This window comes from Clavibacter capsici (genome assembly GCF_001280205.1).
Taxonomy (GTDB): domain Bacteria; phylum Actinomycetota; class Actinomycetes; order Actinomycetales; family Microbacteriaceae; genus Clavibacter; species Clavibacter capsici.
Genome location: NZ_CP012573.1, coordinates 1,956,679 through 1,970,979, shown reverse-complemented (window position 1 = coordinate 1,970,979; position 14,301 = coordinate 1,956,679). Strand labels below are relative to the sequence as shown.

At 75.5% G+C, this 14,301-nt stretch carries 13 protein-coding genes and 1 pseudogene; 3 read left to right on the top strand and 11 right to left on the bottom strand.

Features of this window, described 5'->3' with window-relative positions:
* Nucleotides 1–86: 86 nt before the first annotated feature.
* Nucleotides 87–1,094 carry an NADP-dependent oxidoreductase gene (locus tag AES38_RS09230; RefSeq protein WP_072174690.1) on the top strand — a complete coding sequence of 336 codons (1,008 nt, stop codon included), beginning with the start codon at nucleotides 87–89 and terminating at the stop codon, nucleotides 1,092–1,094.
* A 40-nt stretch (nucleotides 1,095–1,134) separates the two neighbouring features.
* Here the strand turns inward: AES38_RS09230 and AES38_RS09225 are convergent, their stop codons facing one another.
* Nucleotides 1,135–1,614, bottom strand: coding sequence for a hypothetical protein (locus AES38_RS09225; RefSeq protein WP_053774711.1), 480 nt, complete (start codon nucleotides 1,612–1,614; stop codon nucleotides 1,135–1,137).
* Between the two features lie 40 nt (nucleotides 1,615–1,654).
* Here AES38_RS09225 and AES38_RS09220 point away from each other — a divergent pair, with 40 nt between their 5' ends.
* Complete coding sequence (locus AES38_RS09220) at nucleotides 1,655–2,611, top strand: NUDIX domain-containing protein (protein ID WP_053774710.1); 957 nt, start codon at nucleotides 1,655–1,657, stop codon at nucleotides 2,609–2,611.
* Here the strand turns inward: AES38_RS09220 and AES38_RS09215 are convergent.
* From AES38_RS09215 to AES38_RS09195, 5 genes are read right to left on the bottom strand one after another with little or no spacing between them, the layout of a single operon-like run.
* On the bottom strand, nucleotides 2,608–4,206 hold the full coding sequence (locus tag AES38_RS09215; RefSeq protein ID WP_053774709.1) for an inositol monophosphatase family protein: 1,599 nt from the start codon (nucleotides 4,204–4,206) through the stop codon (nucleotides 2,608–2,610). The genes AES38_RS09220 and AES38_RS09215 overlap by 4 nt on opposite strands.
* Nucleotides 4,203–5,360: an ABC transporter ATP-binding protein gene (locus AES38_RS09210; RefSeq protein ID WP_053774708.1), complete on the bottom strand. Its 1,158-nt coding sequence runs from the start codon at nucleotides 5,358–5,360 to the stop codon at nucleotides 4,203–4,205. Before AES38_RS09210 ends, AES38_RS09215 begins: the two co-directional genes overlap by 4 nt.
* A 7-nt stretch (nucleotides 5,361–5,367) precedes the next feature.
* Complete coding sequence (locus AES38_RS09205; protein WP_053774707.1) at nucleotides 5,368–6,183, bottom strand: ABC transporter permease; 816 nt, start codon at nucleotides 6,181–6,183, stop codon at nucleotides 5,368–5,370.
* On the bottom strand, nucleotides 6,183–7,136 hold the full coding sequence (locus tag AES38_RS09200) for an ABC transporter permease (RefSeq protein ID WP_053774706.1): 954 nt from the start codon (nucleotides 7,134–7,136) through the stop codon (nucleotides 6,183–6,185). The genes AES38_RS09205 and AES38_RS09200 overlap by 1 nt, the downstream gene beginning before the upstream one ends.
* Entirely contained in the window at nucleotides 7,133–8,341 is a 1,209-nt protein-coding gene (locus AES38_RS09195; RefSeq protein WP_244629147.1) for an extracellular solute-binding protein, read from the bottom strand. The genes AES38_RS09200 and AES38_RS09195 overlap by 4 nt, the downstream gene beginning before the upstream one ends.
* A gap of 112 nt (nucleotides 8,342–8,453) precedes the next feature.
* Here AES38_RS09195 and AES38_RS09190 point away from each other — a divergent pair, with 112 nt between their 5' ends.
* Nucleotides 8,454–9,527, top strand: coding sequence for a substrate-binding domain-containing protein (locus AES38_RS09190; protein ID WP_053775749.1), 1,074 nt, complete (start codon nucleotides 8,454–8,456; stop codon nucleotides 9,525–9,527).
* Nucleotides 9,528–9,537: 10 nt separating this feature from the next.
* Here AES38_RS09190 and AES38_RS09185 read toward each other — a convergent pair.
* The 5 genes and pseudogenes from AES38_RS09185 to AES38_RS09165 all read right to left on the bottom strand — a co-directional run bounded on the left by AES38_RS09185 (nucleotide 9,538) and on the right by AES38_RS09165 (nucleotide 14,235).
* Nucleotides 9,538–10,397: pseudogene (locus AES38_RS09185) on the bottom strand (DUF3097 domain-containing protein).
* Nucleotides 10,394–10,654 (bottom strand): protealysin inhibitor emfourin, encoded by a 261-nt coding sequence (locus AES38_RS09180; protein WP_371259394.1) that lies wholly within the window; start codon nucleotides 10,652–10,654, stop codon nucleotides 10,394–10,396. Before AES38_RS09180 ends, AES38_RS09185 begins: the two are co-directional and overlap by 4 nt.
* Nucleotides 10,655–10,666: 12 nt before the next feature.
* Nucleotides 10,667–11,713, bottom strand: coding sequence for a M4 family metallopeptidase (locus AES38_RS09175; protein ID WP_053774704.1), 1,047 nt, complete (start codon nucleotides 11,711–11,713; stop codon nucleotides 10,667–10,669).
* Between the two features lie 93 nt (nucleotides 11,714–11,806).
* Nucleotides 11,807–12,520: a response regulator gene (locus AES38_RS09170; protein WP_053774703.1), complete on the bottom strand. Its 714-nt coding sequence runs from the start codon at nucleotides 12,518–12,520 to the stop codon at nucleotides 11,807–11,809.
* Complete coding sequence (locus AES38_RS09165) at nucleotides 12,517–14,235, bottom strand: sensor histidine kinase (RefSeq protein ID WP_053774702.1); 1,719 nt, start codon at nucleotides 14,233–14,235, stop codon at nucleotides 12,517–12,519. The genes AES38_RS09170 and AES38_RS09165 overlap by 4 nt, the downstream gene beginning before the upstream one ends.
* Nucleotides 14,236–14,301 lie beyond the last annotated feature (66 nt).

The following is a 14,301-nucleotide window of genomic DNA, read 5'->3' as shown; positions in this document are numbered from 1 at the left end:
CCCCGCGTGCTCCAGTCTACGAACGAGGTCTCACGATCCCCTCCGTGTCCTCGCGCGTCGCGGGCTCGCGCGGCAGGATGACGCGCATGAGCCCTTCATCGCGATCCACCAGCCAGCAGGTGCAGTTCGGGTCATTCGGCGGCGTCGACGTCCTCGAGGTCGTCGACGTGCCGCGCCCGTCGCCCGGGCCCGGCGAGGTCCTCGTCGAGGTCTTCGCGGCGGGCATCAACCACATCGAGGCCTACATCCGGCAGGGGCGGTTCCCCGACGAGGTGCCGACGTCCTTCCCGAACGGGCAGGGCAGCGACTTCGCCGGCTGCATCGCGGCCGTCGGCGAGGGCGTGACCCGGTTCCGCAAGGGGCAGGACGTCCTCGGCCACACGGTCATGGCGGCGCACGCGACGCACGTGGTCGTGCCCGCGGGCAACGTCGTCCTGAAGCCCGCGCAGCTCCCGTGGGAGGTCGCGGGCGGCCTCTTCCTCGCGGGCCTCGTCGCGCACGACGTGCTGCACGCCGTCGCCATCGGCGAGGGCGACACGCTCGTCGTCACGGCGGCGGCCGGCGGCGTCGGCAGCATCCAGGCGCAGCTCGCGATGCGGCGCGGCGCCCGGGTGATCGGCACGTGCGGCGAGCGGAACTTCGACTACCTGCGCCAGGTGGGCGTCACCCCGGTCGTCTACGGCGACGGCCTGGCCGAGCGGATCCGCGCGGCCGCGCCGAACGGCGTGCAGGGCTTCATCGACAACTTCGGCGGCGGCGAGGCCGTCGCGGAGGAGCTCGGCGTCGCCGGCAAGCGCTTCAGCTCGAGCGACGACCGCCGCGAGCTGGAGCTCGAGGCGGTGCTGCCGCCCGTCGACGAGGACGACGTGCACCGGTCGCGCACGCTCGCGACCGTCGCCGAGCTCGCGGCCAAGCGCGAGGTCGACGTGCTCGTCTCCGGCTACTACCCGCTGGCCGAGGTGCAGGACGCGTTCGACGACCTGGAGCGCCGCCACGCGCGCGGCAAGATCGTGCTCGGCATGCGGCCCGTGCACTACCCGGGCGACCGCCGCAGCACGGCGAAGGCGCGCGACGTGGCGGAGGGGCGGGCCTGACCCGCATCCGGTGACGCCCGCCGGGGCCGGCGCCCCGCGATCAGCGGGCGACGACCTCGGAGGGCTCCGGCTCGGCCGGCGCCTCGATGTGCGCCTCGCGCCAGCGCAGGAGGTCGCGCACGGCGGGGGACTCGTCGCACTCGAGCATCGCGACGGCGGCCTGTGGCGTCGCGTCGTTCACGGCGAGCCAGGAGCGCACGCGCTCGGAGGTGTCGCCCACCAGCATCGTGAGCACGGCCGCCGGCGCGTGCGGGTTGCGGGCGAGGCACGCGCGGACCCCCTCGTCGGCGTCCCGCGCGAGCGCCCGCTGCACGTCGAGCGGCGCGTGCAGGCTGCTGGCGACGCTCTCGCGCACCTTCGGGTCGCGGTGCTCGGAGAGCAGGCGCAGGCGGCGGATCTTGCTGGGCGTGACCTCGGGCGCGGGATGCAGCGCGGCGGCCTGCTCCGCGGTGAGGACGGCGGGCGCGGTCCGGTGCAGGGCCTCGAGCTGCGCGGCGGTGGTGAACCTGATGCACGACATGCCCCGACGCTATCGAAGGCGCGCGTGAGATGGTGGATCCATGACCGACCCGCTCCCGCCCGAGCCCCCGCGCGGCGCGCATCGCGACAGCGGGGACGCGTGGGTCGAGGGCCCCGACGGCCAGCGCTTCTGGGGCGCGTTCGGCGCCGCGGGCCTCCTCGTGCACGACCCGGATCGCGGCGTGCTGCTGCAGCACCGCGTCGCGTGGAGCCACCACGGCGGCACGTGGGGCCTGCCGGGCGGGGCGCGGCACGCGGGCGAGTCCGCGGTCGACGGCGCCGCGCGCGAGGCGGCCGAGGAGGCGGGGGTGCCGTCCGCCGGGATCCGGCCGGTGCTCGCCACCGTCCTCGACCTCGGCTTCTGGAGCTACGCCACCGTCACCGCGCGCACCATCCGCCCCTTCGAGCCGCGCGTCGCCGACGCCGAGAGCATCGAGCTGCGCTGGGTGCCCGTCGAGGAGGTGTCGGGGCTGCCGCTGCACCCGGGCTTCGGGGGATCCTGGCCCATGCTGCGCGCGGAGCTCGCGCGCGAGGTGACGCTCGTGGTCGACGTCGCGAACCTGCTCGGCTCCCGGCCGGACGGCTGGTGGCGCGACCGCGCCGGATCCACCTCCCGCCTCCTCGCCGAGCTCGACCTGCTGGCCCGCGACGGCCTGCCCGCCGCCGACCTCGGCCTGCCGGGCGCCGTGCGCTGGCCGGACGTCGTGGCCGTGGTGGAGGGGCGGGCACGCGACGCGTCCCTGCCCGCGGGATCCGTCGGCGAGGACGCGCCGCCGACGCTCCGTGCGCCCGGGGTGGCGGTGGTCCCGGCGCCCGCGGACGGCGACGGCGAGGTCGTGCGCGTCGTGGCCGAGGCCCGGGCCGCGGGCCGCGAGGTCGTCGTGGTGACGGCCGACCGCGGGCTCGCCGACCGGGTCGAGGGACTCGGCGCGCGCGTGCTGGGCCCCGGCCGGATCCGTGCGCTGCTCGACGCGCGCACGGACCGCGACGCGGGCTAGGCCGCCGGAGCGGGGACCGACGCCGCCGTCGCGCCCGCCGGGAGCACCGCGGAGGCCGCCTCGACGATGCCCGCGCGCCAGAGCGCGTGCAGGGCCAGCGCGGTCGGCCGGTCGCGCGCAGCGAGCACGCCGCCCGACGCCGGGAACAGCGTGTCCTCGCCGTCCGCGTCGAGCACCACGCCGCCCGCCTCGCGCACGATCAGCGTGGCCGCGAGGTGGTCGACGGGCCCGAACGAGCCGATGACCGCGCCCGCGCCGTGGCCGAGCGCGATGCCGGCGACCGTGAGCGTGCCGGATCCCATGATCCGCAGCGTGCAGTACCGCGCCGCGAGCGCGTCGAGGAGCGGCAGCATGCCCGGCCACGGCGCGTGGCCCGCGAGCTCGGTGCTCACCATCCGGCCGCGGAGGGGATCCGCGTCGGGCGCGTGCACGCCGCCCGGGGCGGCCGCGAGGTCGAGGCGCGCGCCGGCGGACCAGGCCCCGCGGCCCGCCGCGGCCTCGACGACCGTGCCGCGCCAGGGATCCGCGACGACGCCCACCACGGGGTCGCCGTCCACGACGAGGGCGAGCGAGAAGCTCGTCCACGGCACGCCGTTCGCGAGGTTCGCGGTGCCGTCGACGGGGTCGAGGTACCAGCACGGCCGGCCGGGCACGGCCTCGCCGCCGTACTCCTCCCCGACGAGCACGTGGTGCGGGAACTGCGCCGCGACGACCGCGCGCACGTCGCGCTCGACGGCCCGGTCGATCTCCGTGACGTGGTCGGCGGGGTTCGCCTTCGTCGTCACGGTGCCGACCGCGTGGGAGCGCACGTGGTGCACGGCGCGCTCGGCGAGCGCGCGCGCCGCCGAGCGGGCACGGGCGCGTTCGGCGTCGGGGGAGGTCGCGCGGGCGTCGGCTGCGGCCGGATCCGCGGCGCGGCGCGCGAGCACGTCGAGGAGCGTCGGCAGCTGGTTCGTGGTGATCGCGTCCACGCCGATCGACGCGAGCCACTCCATCTGCGCGGGCTCGTCCACGGTCCAGGCGGCCACCTGCGCGCCCAGCGCGTGCACCGCGTCCACGAGCGCGGGCCCGACGAGGAGGTGCGGCATGTTGACGACGGCCGGCCGGAGCTCGGCCAGGTCGTCCGCGGTGGGCGGCCGGACGTCGGCCCACGGCAGCCAGATCGCCGCGGACGGGTCGAGCTCGCGGATGAGGCGCATGCCGTCGAGGTGCCCGCACCAGGCGACCCGGGGCGCGCGCGGCGCGGACGCGACGACCGCGTGGGCCGCGGCGGCCGGATCCCCGGACGCCATGTCGATCACGAGCTCCACGTCGGTGCCGGCGAGCAGCTCGAGGGCGTCGGCGAGGAGCGGGATCCGGAGGTCGCCGCCGCCGAGCGCCCGCGCGTCGGCGAGGTCCACGTCGGCGATACGCACGTCGACGCCCCAGAGGCGCTCGAGCGTGTCGTCGTGGAGGAGGACGACGGCGCCGTCGCGCGTCACGTGCACGTCCACCTCGACCGTCCGGGCGCCGGCCTCGGCCGCGGATCGGATGGCGGCGAGCGTGTTCTCGCGGTGCCGGGAGGAGTCGCCGCGGTGGGCGGTCGCGGCGGTCATCGGACGGCGTCCACGGCGGCGGGCGCGGCGCGCTCGTCGACCAGGATCCCGTCGCGGTAGTGCCGCACGTCCCGGAGCGTCACGGTGCCAGCCTCGCCGACGGCGGGCGCGGATCCGGTGACGACCGCGCGGACCTCCACGCCGCCCGCGTCGAGCACGAGCTCCTGGAAGTGGCCGTGCGGGAGGACGCGGCGGACCGCCACGGCGACCGCGGCGGCCTCCGGCCGGTCCTCGCGCGGCGCGTAGGCGACGTCCTCGGGCCGGACGGCCCAGACGTCCCGGTCGGCGGAGGTCGGGACGAACGCCGCGGGGGCGGCGGCGCCGAGCGCGTCGGGCCCGGCACCGGGCAGCCGCGGCGCCGGCAGCAGGTTCATGCTGCCGATGAACGACGCCACCACGAGGGTCCGGGGCCGCGCGTACAGCTCCGTCGGGGCCGAGAGCTGCTCGATGCGCCCCTGGTGCATCACGGCGACGCGGTCGGAGATCGCGAGCGCCTCGTCCTGGTCGTGCGTGACCATGACGGTCGTGATCCCGAGCCGCTGCTGGATGTCGCGGATCTCCTCGCGCACCTTCACGCGCAGCTTCGCGTCCAGGTTCGACAGCGGCTCGTCGAGGAGCAGCAGGTCGGGCTCCTGCACGATGGCGCGGGCGAGCGCGGCGCGCTGCTGCTCCCCGCCGGAGATGTGCGCGGGACGCGAGTGGGCGTGGTGCGCGAGGTTCACGGTCTCGAGCGCGGCCATCACGCGGCGGGCGACCTCGTCCTTCGGCAGCTTCCGGAGCGTCAGCGGGAACGCCACGTTCTTGAACACCGTGAGGTGCGGCCAGAGCGCGTAGTTCTGGAACACCATCGCGCTCGGCCGCTTGTCGGGGCCGGACGCGGTGACGTCGCGGCCGCCGATGACGACGGATCCGCGGTCGGGCTCGAGGAAGCCGGCGATCATGCGGAGCGTCGTGGTCTTGCCGCAGCCGGAGGGGCCGAGGAGCGCGACGAGCTCGCCGCGCGCGACGTCGAGGTGGAGGTCGTCGACGATGGTGCGGCCGCCGAGGTCCTTGGAGAGCCCGGCGACGACGAGCCCGGACGCCGGGGCGGTCGCGGTGCCGTCGTCGGCGCGCGACGGCGCGACGGTGGTGGGGGAGGGAGCGGATGCGGTCATGGCCGGCCTAACGGATCTGGAAGCCCTCGGCCAGACGCCCGCCCATGATGTGGCGGCGGGCGAGCAGGAGGAGGGCGACGGAGGGGACGGAGAGGAGGATCGCGAACACGGCGGCGACCTGCTTCGGGTGGTTGAGGACGAGCGAGTACATCTCGGTCGGCATCGTCATGTAGACGGGCGCACCCACGAGGTAGGTGCCCTGCGCCTCGTCGAACGCGGCGAGGAAGGACATGAGCACGGCCACGAGGATCCCCGGCAGCGCGAGCGGCAGGGTCACGTGCAGGAAGGTGCGCACGCGTCCGGCGCCGGCGTCGCGCGCGGCCTCCTCGAGGGAGCGCGGCACGGCGCTGAACGCGGCGGCCGGGATCCACGTCATGAACACGACCGTGCCGATGAGCTGCACGATGACGATGCCCGTGACCGTGTTCATGAGGTGCAGCCCGTAGAACAGCGACGCCATCGAGACGAAGAGGCCCATCTTGGGGAACGCGTTGGTGGCGAACAGGCCGACCAGCAGGATCCGCCGGCCGGGGAACGAGAAGCGCGAGAACGCGTAGGCGGCCGGCAGGCAGACGAGCGCCGAGACGAGCACCGTGATGGGCGCGAAGTACAGCGAGTTGCGGACGGCGGCGGCGAGCTCCGCGTCCTCGAACACGACGGACCACCAGTGCAGCGTGAGCCCGGCGGGGACGAGGCTCGGGTAGTCCCAGCTCGTCGCGAACGCGTGCGCGGCGAGCCACAGGAGCGGGCCGAGGATGAAGACGGCGACGACCGCGAACAGGGCCGCCTGCATCCACCCGCGGGCGGAGAGGAGCGCGCGCATCAGACCCGGCCCTCCTTCTTCGCGGAGCGGAAGTTGGCGCGCACGTAGAGGAACGCGATCCCCGACGCGAGCACGAACACCACGACCGCCATCACGATCGACTGCTGCGGGTGGTTGAAGCCCGTGAAGTACTTCGAGATGTCGACGCCGAGCATGCTGGGCGCGTTCGGCCCCGTGAAGTACGGCACCGTGAAGGAGCCGAGGACGCCGATCGCCGTGAACGTCGTCGCGATCACGAGCGGGATCGCGGCGAGCGGCACGAGCACCCGCGTGACGATGGCCCACGTCGAGGCGCCCGCGTCTCGCGCGGCCTCGATCATGGCGTCGGGGATGCCCTGCACGCCGGAGGTCGCCATGAGCGTGGCGAACGGGAGGCTCGTCCACACGGATCCGATGACGACCGCGACCGTCGTGTAGCCCCACGTCGGCCCGTCGAGGCCGAGGAGCGCGAAGACCGTGCGGACGAAGCCGTCGCCCGAGTAGAAGGTGAGGATCGCCCACGACGCGATGACGACGGGGATGAACAGCGGCACGATCGCGAGCCCGGCGAAGACCGACGCCAGCCGTCCGCCGCGCAGGCGGAGGTTGAGCGCGATCGCGAGCGAGAGGGCGATGACGATCGCGGTGGAGAGCACGGTCACGAGCACCGTGACGCCCAGGTCGCGGAGGAAGCGCGGGTCGCCGAACACGTCGACGTAGGCGTCGAGGGTGCCCCACCAGCTCGTCGCGGTGCGCGTGCCGAGGCCGATGGTGGCGATGGTCCTGTTGAGGCCGCCCGTGTGGCCGAGGCTGAAGCCGATCGCGAGCACGACGGGGATCCCGACGAAGAACGCGAGCAGCAGCGCGGGCGGGAGGGCGAGCGCCAGGCCGACGCCGGCGCGGCGGGTCTCGGGGGAGACCCGCCGCGCGCTGACGGCCCGGGCGGCGGGGGCCGCCGTCCGGACGGACGTCACTGGCCGGGGACCTTCTGGTCCCAGAGGTTCGACATGTCCGACGCCATCTGGCTGTAGTAGCCGGGGCGGAGCGTGGACGGGTCGGCCGAGGCGAACTGGTCCTTCAGGTCCGCGGGCACCTGGTCGAGCGAGATGACGGGGTAGCCCGCGATGGTGCTGGCGATGATGCCCTGGCCCTCCGCGGAGAGCACGTAGTCGGCGAGCTTCTGCGCGACGTCCGCGTGCTCGGCCGTCTTCGGGATCCCGAGGAAGGACGCGTGGCCCGTGAACGCCGGGTCGGAGATCTGCGCGTACTTGACGGTCACGGGCAGCGTGCCCGACTTCTGCGCCGTGATGACCTGGTCGCTCCAGACGGGGGCCATCTCGATGGCGCCCGTGCCGAGGAGGTCGAGCACCTGGTTGTTGCCGTTCGGGTAGACGCCGCCCTGGTACATGGAGGCGTTCAGGCCCTTGAGCTGGTCGAAGCCCGCGTCCCACGCGCCCTCGAGCGACTGGTCGTAGCCGGTCGTCATCTTCTCGCGCGTGGCGTCGTCGAGGTGGGTGTCGAGGACGGTCGTGACGAAGGCCGCGCCGGATCCGCCGGTGGAGGGGGAGTTGTAGGCGAACTGGCCCGGGTTGGCCTGGATCCAGGAGAGCAGGTCGGAGAGCGTCTTGGGCGGGTCGGTCACCTTCGTGGAGTCGTAGGCGAGGAGCACGGAGGAGGCGCGGTAGGGGATCCCGAAGCCGCCGCCGGACTGCACGGTCGCGTCGGGCACGGTCGCGAGGTTCGGGATGGTGTCGGCCGAGACGGGCGCGAGGAGCCCCCCGGTGCCGGCCGCCGCGGTGAAGCCCGCGTCGATGAGGTCGTAGCCGGGGTCGGATCCGCCCTGCACCGAGCTCGTGAGCGTGGCCATGGTCTGGGCGTCGTGCTCGCCGTGGAGGTCGAGCGTCGTGGTGACGGACGCGCCGGGGTTCGCCTTCTCGAACGCGGGGATGATCCCGTCGTCCCAGAGGGCCTTGACGTTGGTGTCACCGGAGATGAAGACGCGGGCGCTGCCCGAGGCGTCGGTGACGGCGTGGTTCTGGGCCTGGGCCTGCGTGCTCGTGGTGGGAGCGCAGCCGGCGAGCGCGACCGCGGCGGACGCGGCGGCGGCGAGGGCGAGGAGGTGACGGCGGGGGATCACTGTTCGGGTGTCCTTCTGCTGGGGGAGCGATGCGGATCGCATCGTTTCGATGGTGAGGGGCGGCGGTGGCGCCGGGGTGAACGGGGCATGGCGATCGGGCTCCCCGGCGACGAACGCGCGCGGCGGCCGCCAGGGCCTCAATAGGGTGATCCGCATGAGGAGCCACCCGCCCCGCACCTCCGTGACCCTCGCCGACGTGGCCGCCCTCGCGGGCGTCTCCACCTCCACGGCGTCGCTCGCGTATCGCAGCACCGGATCGATCACGCCGGCCACGCGCGCCCGGATCCTGCGCGCCGCGGCCAGCATCGGCTACGCGGGGCCGGATCCCACCGCCCGCTCCCTGAAGAGCGGCCGGTCCGGCATCGTCGGCGTCGTCGTGGCCGGCAGCATCCGGCGGGCGTTCCAGAGCCCGGTCGCGCTCGCGACCATGGCGGGCCTCAGCGAGGCGCTCGACGAGCTCGACGTGGGGCAGCTGCTGCTGCCGGGGCGTCGCGAGCCGCGCGCCGGATCCGCGCCGCTGCTCGAGGGCATGCCCGTCGACGCCGTCGTGTTCCTCACCCGCGGCGAGGAGGTGGACGCGCTCCTGCCGGGCCTGCGCGCCCGCCGGATCCCCATGGTCGGCGTCGAGGGCCCGCACGGGGAGGGCGTGGCCGTGGTCGACATCGACGACGCGCGCGGCATGGGCGAGCTGGCCCGGCACGTGCGCGCCCTCGGCCACCGTCGCGTGGGCGTGCTGATGCGCACCACGCGCATCGAGGAGGACGGCCCGCCGGGACCCGTGATCCCGGTCGGGCGCGACCTCGAGGAGATCGTCAACCGCACCATCCGCGAGCGGCTCCGCGCCGCGCGCAGCGTGTTCCCCGACGCCGTCCGCGTCGAGGCGGGCGGGCGCGACCTGGAGGCGGGGGAGGCCGCCGCCGGCGTGCTGCTCGACCTGCCGTCGCGGCCGACGGCGATCCTCGCCCAGAACGACATGCTCGCCGCGAGCGCCATCCGCGCCGCCGCGGCCCGGGGCCTGCGCGTGCCGGAGGACCTCACGGTCACGGGCTTCGACGGCGCGCACCTGCCGTGGCTCGAGCGGCGTCTCACGACCGTCGAGCAGCCGCTGCACGACCGCGGGGTCCACGCCGGTCGGATGGTGGGCGAGCTGCTCGCCGGCCGGGCGCCGGCGGACGTGCTGCTGCCCGTGCACGTGCGGCTCGGCGAGACGGCGGCCGCGCCCGCGTGAGCCCGCGCGGCTAGCGGCCGGCGGGATCCGTGACGAAGTCGATGAGCTGCTCGACGCGGCCGAGGAGCGCGGGCTCGAGGTCCTGGTACGAGCGCACCTGGCCGAGGATCCGCTGCCAGGCGCGCGCGATGTCGGCCTGCTCGGCGTGCGGCCAGCCGAGCGCGGCGCAGATGCCGTGCTTCCACTCCACGTTCCGGGGGATCACCGGCCACTCGCGGAGGCCCAGCCGCGCGGGCTTCACCGACTGCCACACGTCGACGTAGGGGTGGCCGACGACGAGCGCGTGCGCCCGGTGCGGCCCGCGGGCGACGGCCTCGGCGATGCGGCTCTCCTTGGATCCGGGCACGAGGTGGTCGACGAGCACGCCGACGCGGCGGCCCTTCCCGGGCCGGAACCGGTCGAGCTCCTCGTCGAGGTGGTCGACGCCCTCGAGGTACTCGACGACCACGCCCTCGATGCGGAGGTCCTCGCCCCACACCTTCTCCACGAGCTCGGCGTCGTGCCGGCCCTCCACGAAGATCCGGCTGGGCAGGGCCACGCGCGCCTGCCGGTCGGCGACCGCGAGCGACCCGGACGCGGTGCGCGCGGGCCGGCGGGAGCGGCGCGGGGGACGCGCAGCGCGACGGGCTCGCCCTCGAGCAGGAAGGACCCGCCGAGCGGGAACGTGCGCTGCGTGCGCTTGTAGTCCTCGAGCACGACCATGCCCGACTCGACGCGCACGATCGCGCCGCAGAACCCGGTGGACAGCTCCTCGACCACGAGGTCGCGCGTAGCATCCTGCGGGCGGGGCCTCGCCTTCGCGGGCCCGCGCCAGCCGGCGGCGAGCACGTCGTGTCCGTAGCGGTCGTCGGCGGAGGGAGGCGGCGTCATCCTCCGAGGCTCTCACGGGACGCGTCCCGCACCCGGTCGACGAGCCGACGCCACGGCCCGTCGACGGCGGCCTCGCCGAGGCGCGCCTCGCGGTCGCCCGCCCGCACGAGGTAGACGAAGCGGTCGGCGCCGGGCGTGGGCACGGCGGGCTCGTCCCACGGGCAGGCGTCGACGAGGTCGCCCCACTCGGACGCGTCGTCGTCCACGCGCACCGACCAGGTGCGGGTCATGCCCGCCATCCCGCCCGTGCGCGACACGGCGATCTCCACCTAGACCTCGATCCCGACGCCCTCCCACGCCGCCTGGACCGCGGCGACCTCGGACGCGCCCCCACCGTACCGCGCCGACGCGGCCTCGATCGTGGCCCGTGCGAACGTCCGGAAGTCGGCGTCGGCGCGCACGGCGCCGGTCTCGATCACGTCGTACCAGACGCGGCCCGCGCCCTCCCACGCCTCGCCCCCGATGGCCGTGGCGGCGAGGAAGAAGGCGCGGTTCGGGATCCCGGAGTTGATGTGGACGCCGCCGTTGTCCTCCCGGGTCTCCACGTAGTCGTCCATGTGCCCGGGCTGCGGGTCCTTCCCGAGCACGTCGTCGTCGTAGGCGGTGCCGGGCGCGCGCATCGAGCGCAGCGCGACGCCCGTGGAGCGGTCGAGGAACAGCTCCGCGCCGACGAGCCAGGTGGCCTCGTCCGCCGTCTGGCCGAGAGAGTGCTGCTCCACGAGCACGCCGAACACGTCGGAGATCGACTCGTTGAGCGCGCCCGACTGCCCCTGGTAGACGAGCCCGAGCGTGAGCTCGGTGACCCCGTGGGTCAGCTCGTGCCCGATGACCGTGAGCGAGCGCGTGAACGGCGCGAACACCTCGCCGTCGCCGTCGCCGAAGACCATGCGCGTGCCGTCCCAGAACGCGTTGTCGTACTCCTCGCCGTAGTGCACGGTCGCGAGCAGCGGCAGGCCGCGGTCGTCGAGCGACTCCCGCCCGTAGACCTCGGAGAAGAGGGAGTAGGTGGCGCCGAGCCCGGCGTACGCCTCGTCCACCTCCGCGTCGCCCGTGTCGGGCGCGCCCTCGACGCGCACCGTGCGGCCGGGCAGCTCCTCGCGGTTCGCCGCGTCCGAGATCGTGCGGTGGATCCCCGACGGGTCGCGCTCCCGGAGCGCCGCCTCGTCGGGCGCGGCACCGGGTCCGCGCCGGTCGTGGATGAGGGGCCCCTGGTCGCGGAGGGCGCGGCGGGCGGCCTGCCGCGCGGCGGACATGCGCTCGGGGTCGGCCTCGGCGAGGCGGGTCAGCAGGTACGGCGGGAGGATCGTGCGTCTCATGCTCCGAGACTCGCACGGGGCGGCGACATCGTCACCGGAGCGGGCGGATCCGCCCCGGGGGTCGCGCGCGGGGTGCCCGTGCCGTACGGTGCGTCAGCTCGTCCAGCGGTAGCCGAGCTCGGGTCGGCCGGGCGTCCCGTAGCGCGGCACCCGCTCCACCTGGCCGACGTCGGCGAGGTACTCGAGGTAGCGGCGCGCGGTGACGCGCGACACGTCGAGCGCGCCGGAGACCTCGGCGGCGGAGACGCCCTCGGCGCCGTCCGCGTCGCGGGCCGGCGCCCCGTCGCCCCGCGCGATCCCGCGCACGAGGTCGAGCGTCTCCGCCGACATGCCCTTGGGCAGCCGGGCGTCGGACGCGGGGGAGCGCAGCGCCGCGAGCGCCCGGTCCACCTGCAGCTGCGTGGTGCTGCCGCTGCCCGCGCCGAGGCCCTCGCGGTAGCCGACGTACGCCGCCATCTTCTCCGCGAAGGCCGCGAAGGTGAACGGCTTGATGAGGTACTGGACGATGCCCGCCGTCACGGAGCTGCGCACCACGGCCTGGTCGCGCACGGCGGTCACGGCGACGACGTCGGTCGCGCGTCCCGCGGCCCGCAGCCGCCGGCAGACCTCGAGGCCGTGCAGGTCGGGCAGGGTCATGTCGAGGAGGACGAGGTCGATCCCCTCGGGCCCGGCCTCCGCCACCAGCCGCAGCGCCTCGCCGCCGGTGTGCGCGACGGCGGCCACCTCGAAGCCGTCGAGCCGCCCCACGTAGAGGGCGTGCGCCTCCGCGGTCAGCACGTCGTCGTCGACGACCAGGACGCGGATCACGCGCGCACCCCGCGGGCACGGGCGTCCGCGTCGTCGGCCGACCCGGCGGGATCCGCCGGCAGCTCGACCCGGACGCGCGCGCCGCCCAGCCGCGCCTCCGCATCGCCCACCTCGACGAGGCCGCCCAGCCGCGCGGCCGAGCGCGCCACGAGCGCGAGGCCCACGCCGCGCGGCCCGTCGTCGCCCGTCTTGGTGGTCACCCCGAAGTCCAGCACGTGCGGCCGCACCGCGGGATCCACCCCCGGGCCGTCGTCCGCCACCTCGATGACGAGCGCGCCCTGCGCGGTGCGCGACAGCGACAGCTCGACGCGCCCGCGGTCGTCGCCGCGCGCGGTCGCGACGGAGGGGTCGGCGGCGGCGTCGATGGCGTTGTCGACGAGGTTGCCCACGATCGTCACGAGCTCCGGCGCGGGCACGCCGGGGTCGCCCGTCCCGTCGGCGACGCGCACGGTCAGCTCGACGCCGCGCTCGGCGGCCTGCGCGGCCTTCCCGCGCACGAGGGCCCGCACCACGGGATCCGCCTCCTCCGCCAGCCCGCCCTCGGAGGCGCGCCTGTCGGTCTCCAGCTCCGCCGTCGCGAGCGCCAGGGCCTCGCGCGGCCGCTCCAGCTCGATGAGCGAGACGATGGTGTGCAGCCGGTTCGCGAACTCGTGGGTCTGCGCGCGCATCGCGTCGGCGAGCGTCCGGAGGGTCGCCAGCTCGCCCGACAGGCGCTGGACCTCCGTCCGGTCCCGCAGCGTCGTCACCGTGCCGAGCCGGGCCGCGATCCCGGTGCGGCCCGTGGGCAGCGCGGGCCGCTGCGTGACGACGAGCACGCGCCCGGACGGCAGGTGCACGACCTCGTCGGCCGTCGTCCCCGACGCCAGCAGCCGCTCGATCGCGTCGGGCAGCCCGAGCTCGGCGACCTCGACGGGCCCCGCTGCCGGATCCAGGTCGAGGTCGAGCAGCTCCGCCGCCTGGTCGTTGTGGAGCACGAGCCGTCGGTCGCGGTCGACGAGCACGATGCCCTCGCCGACCGAGTGCAGCACCGACTCGTAGTACGCGAGCATGCGCGCCATCTCCTCGGGCCCGAGGCCCCACGTCGTGCGCTCGAGCGACCGGCTGAGGAGCACGGCCCCGGCCGCGAGCAGGAGCGCCAGCGCCCCGACCGTGCCGACGAGCCCGGGGAGGCGCGCGACGAGCACGCCGGTGACGCGGTCGACGGTGACCCCGGCCGCGACCAGCCCTACGATGCCGCCGTCCGCGTTCCGCACCGGCACCACCGCGCGGACGCTCGGCCCGAGCGTGCCCGTGAACGTCTCGGTCAGCGACCGCCCGGCGAGCGCGGGCCCCGTGGTGCCGAGGTACCTGCGGCCGATCTCGTCCGGGTCGGGGTGGGTGACGCGCACGGTGTCGCGGTCCATGATCGTGACGAAGTCGACGCCGGTGTCGCGCGTCACGTCGAGCGAGTAGGCGAGGAGCGCGCCCGTGGGATCCGCGGACGCGAGCCCCTCGGCCACGCGCGGCGAGTCGGCCACGGTCGTCGCGACGGCGAGGCTGCGGTCGGCCGCGGCCTGCTCGGCGCGCTGGCGCGAGTCCGCCCACAGCGCCGCCGTCGCGACGACGGCGACCAGCAGCAGGACCGCGAGCTGGACCACGAGCAGACGCGCGGCGATCCCGCGCGGGAGCCCCGGGCGCCGGCGGCGGATGCGGTCGGCGAGCGCGCGTCGCGCCATGCTGCCTCCCCGCCTCCGCACCGTCACCCCGGCAGGAACATTATGAACACAACGCCGGTCGCACCC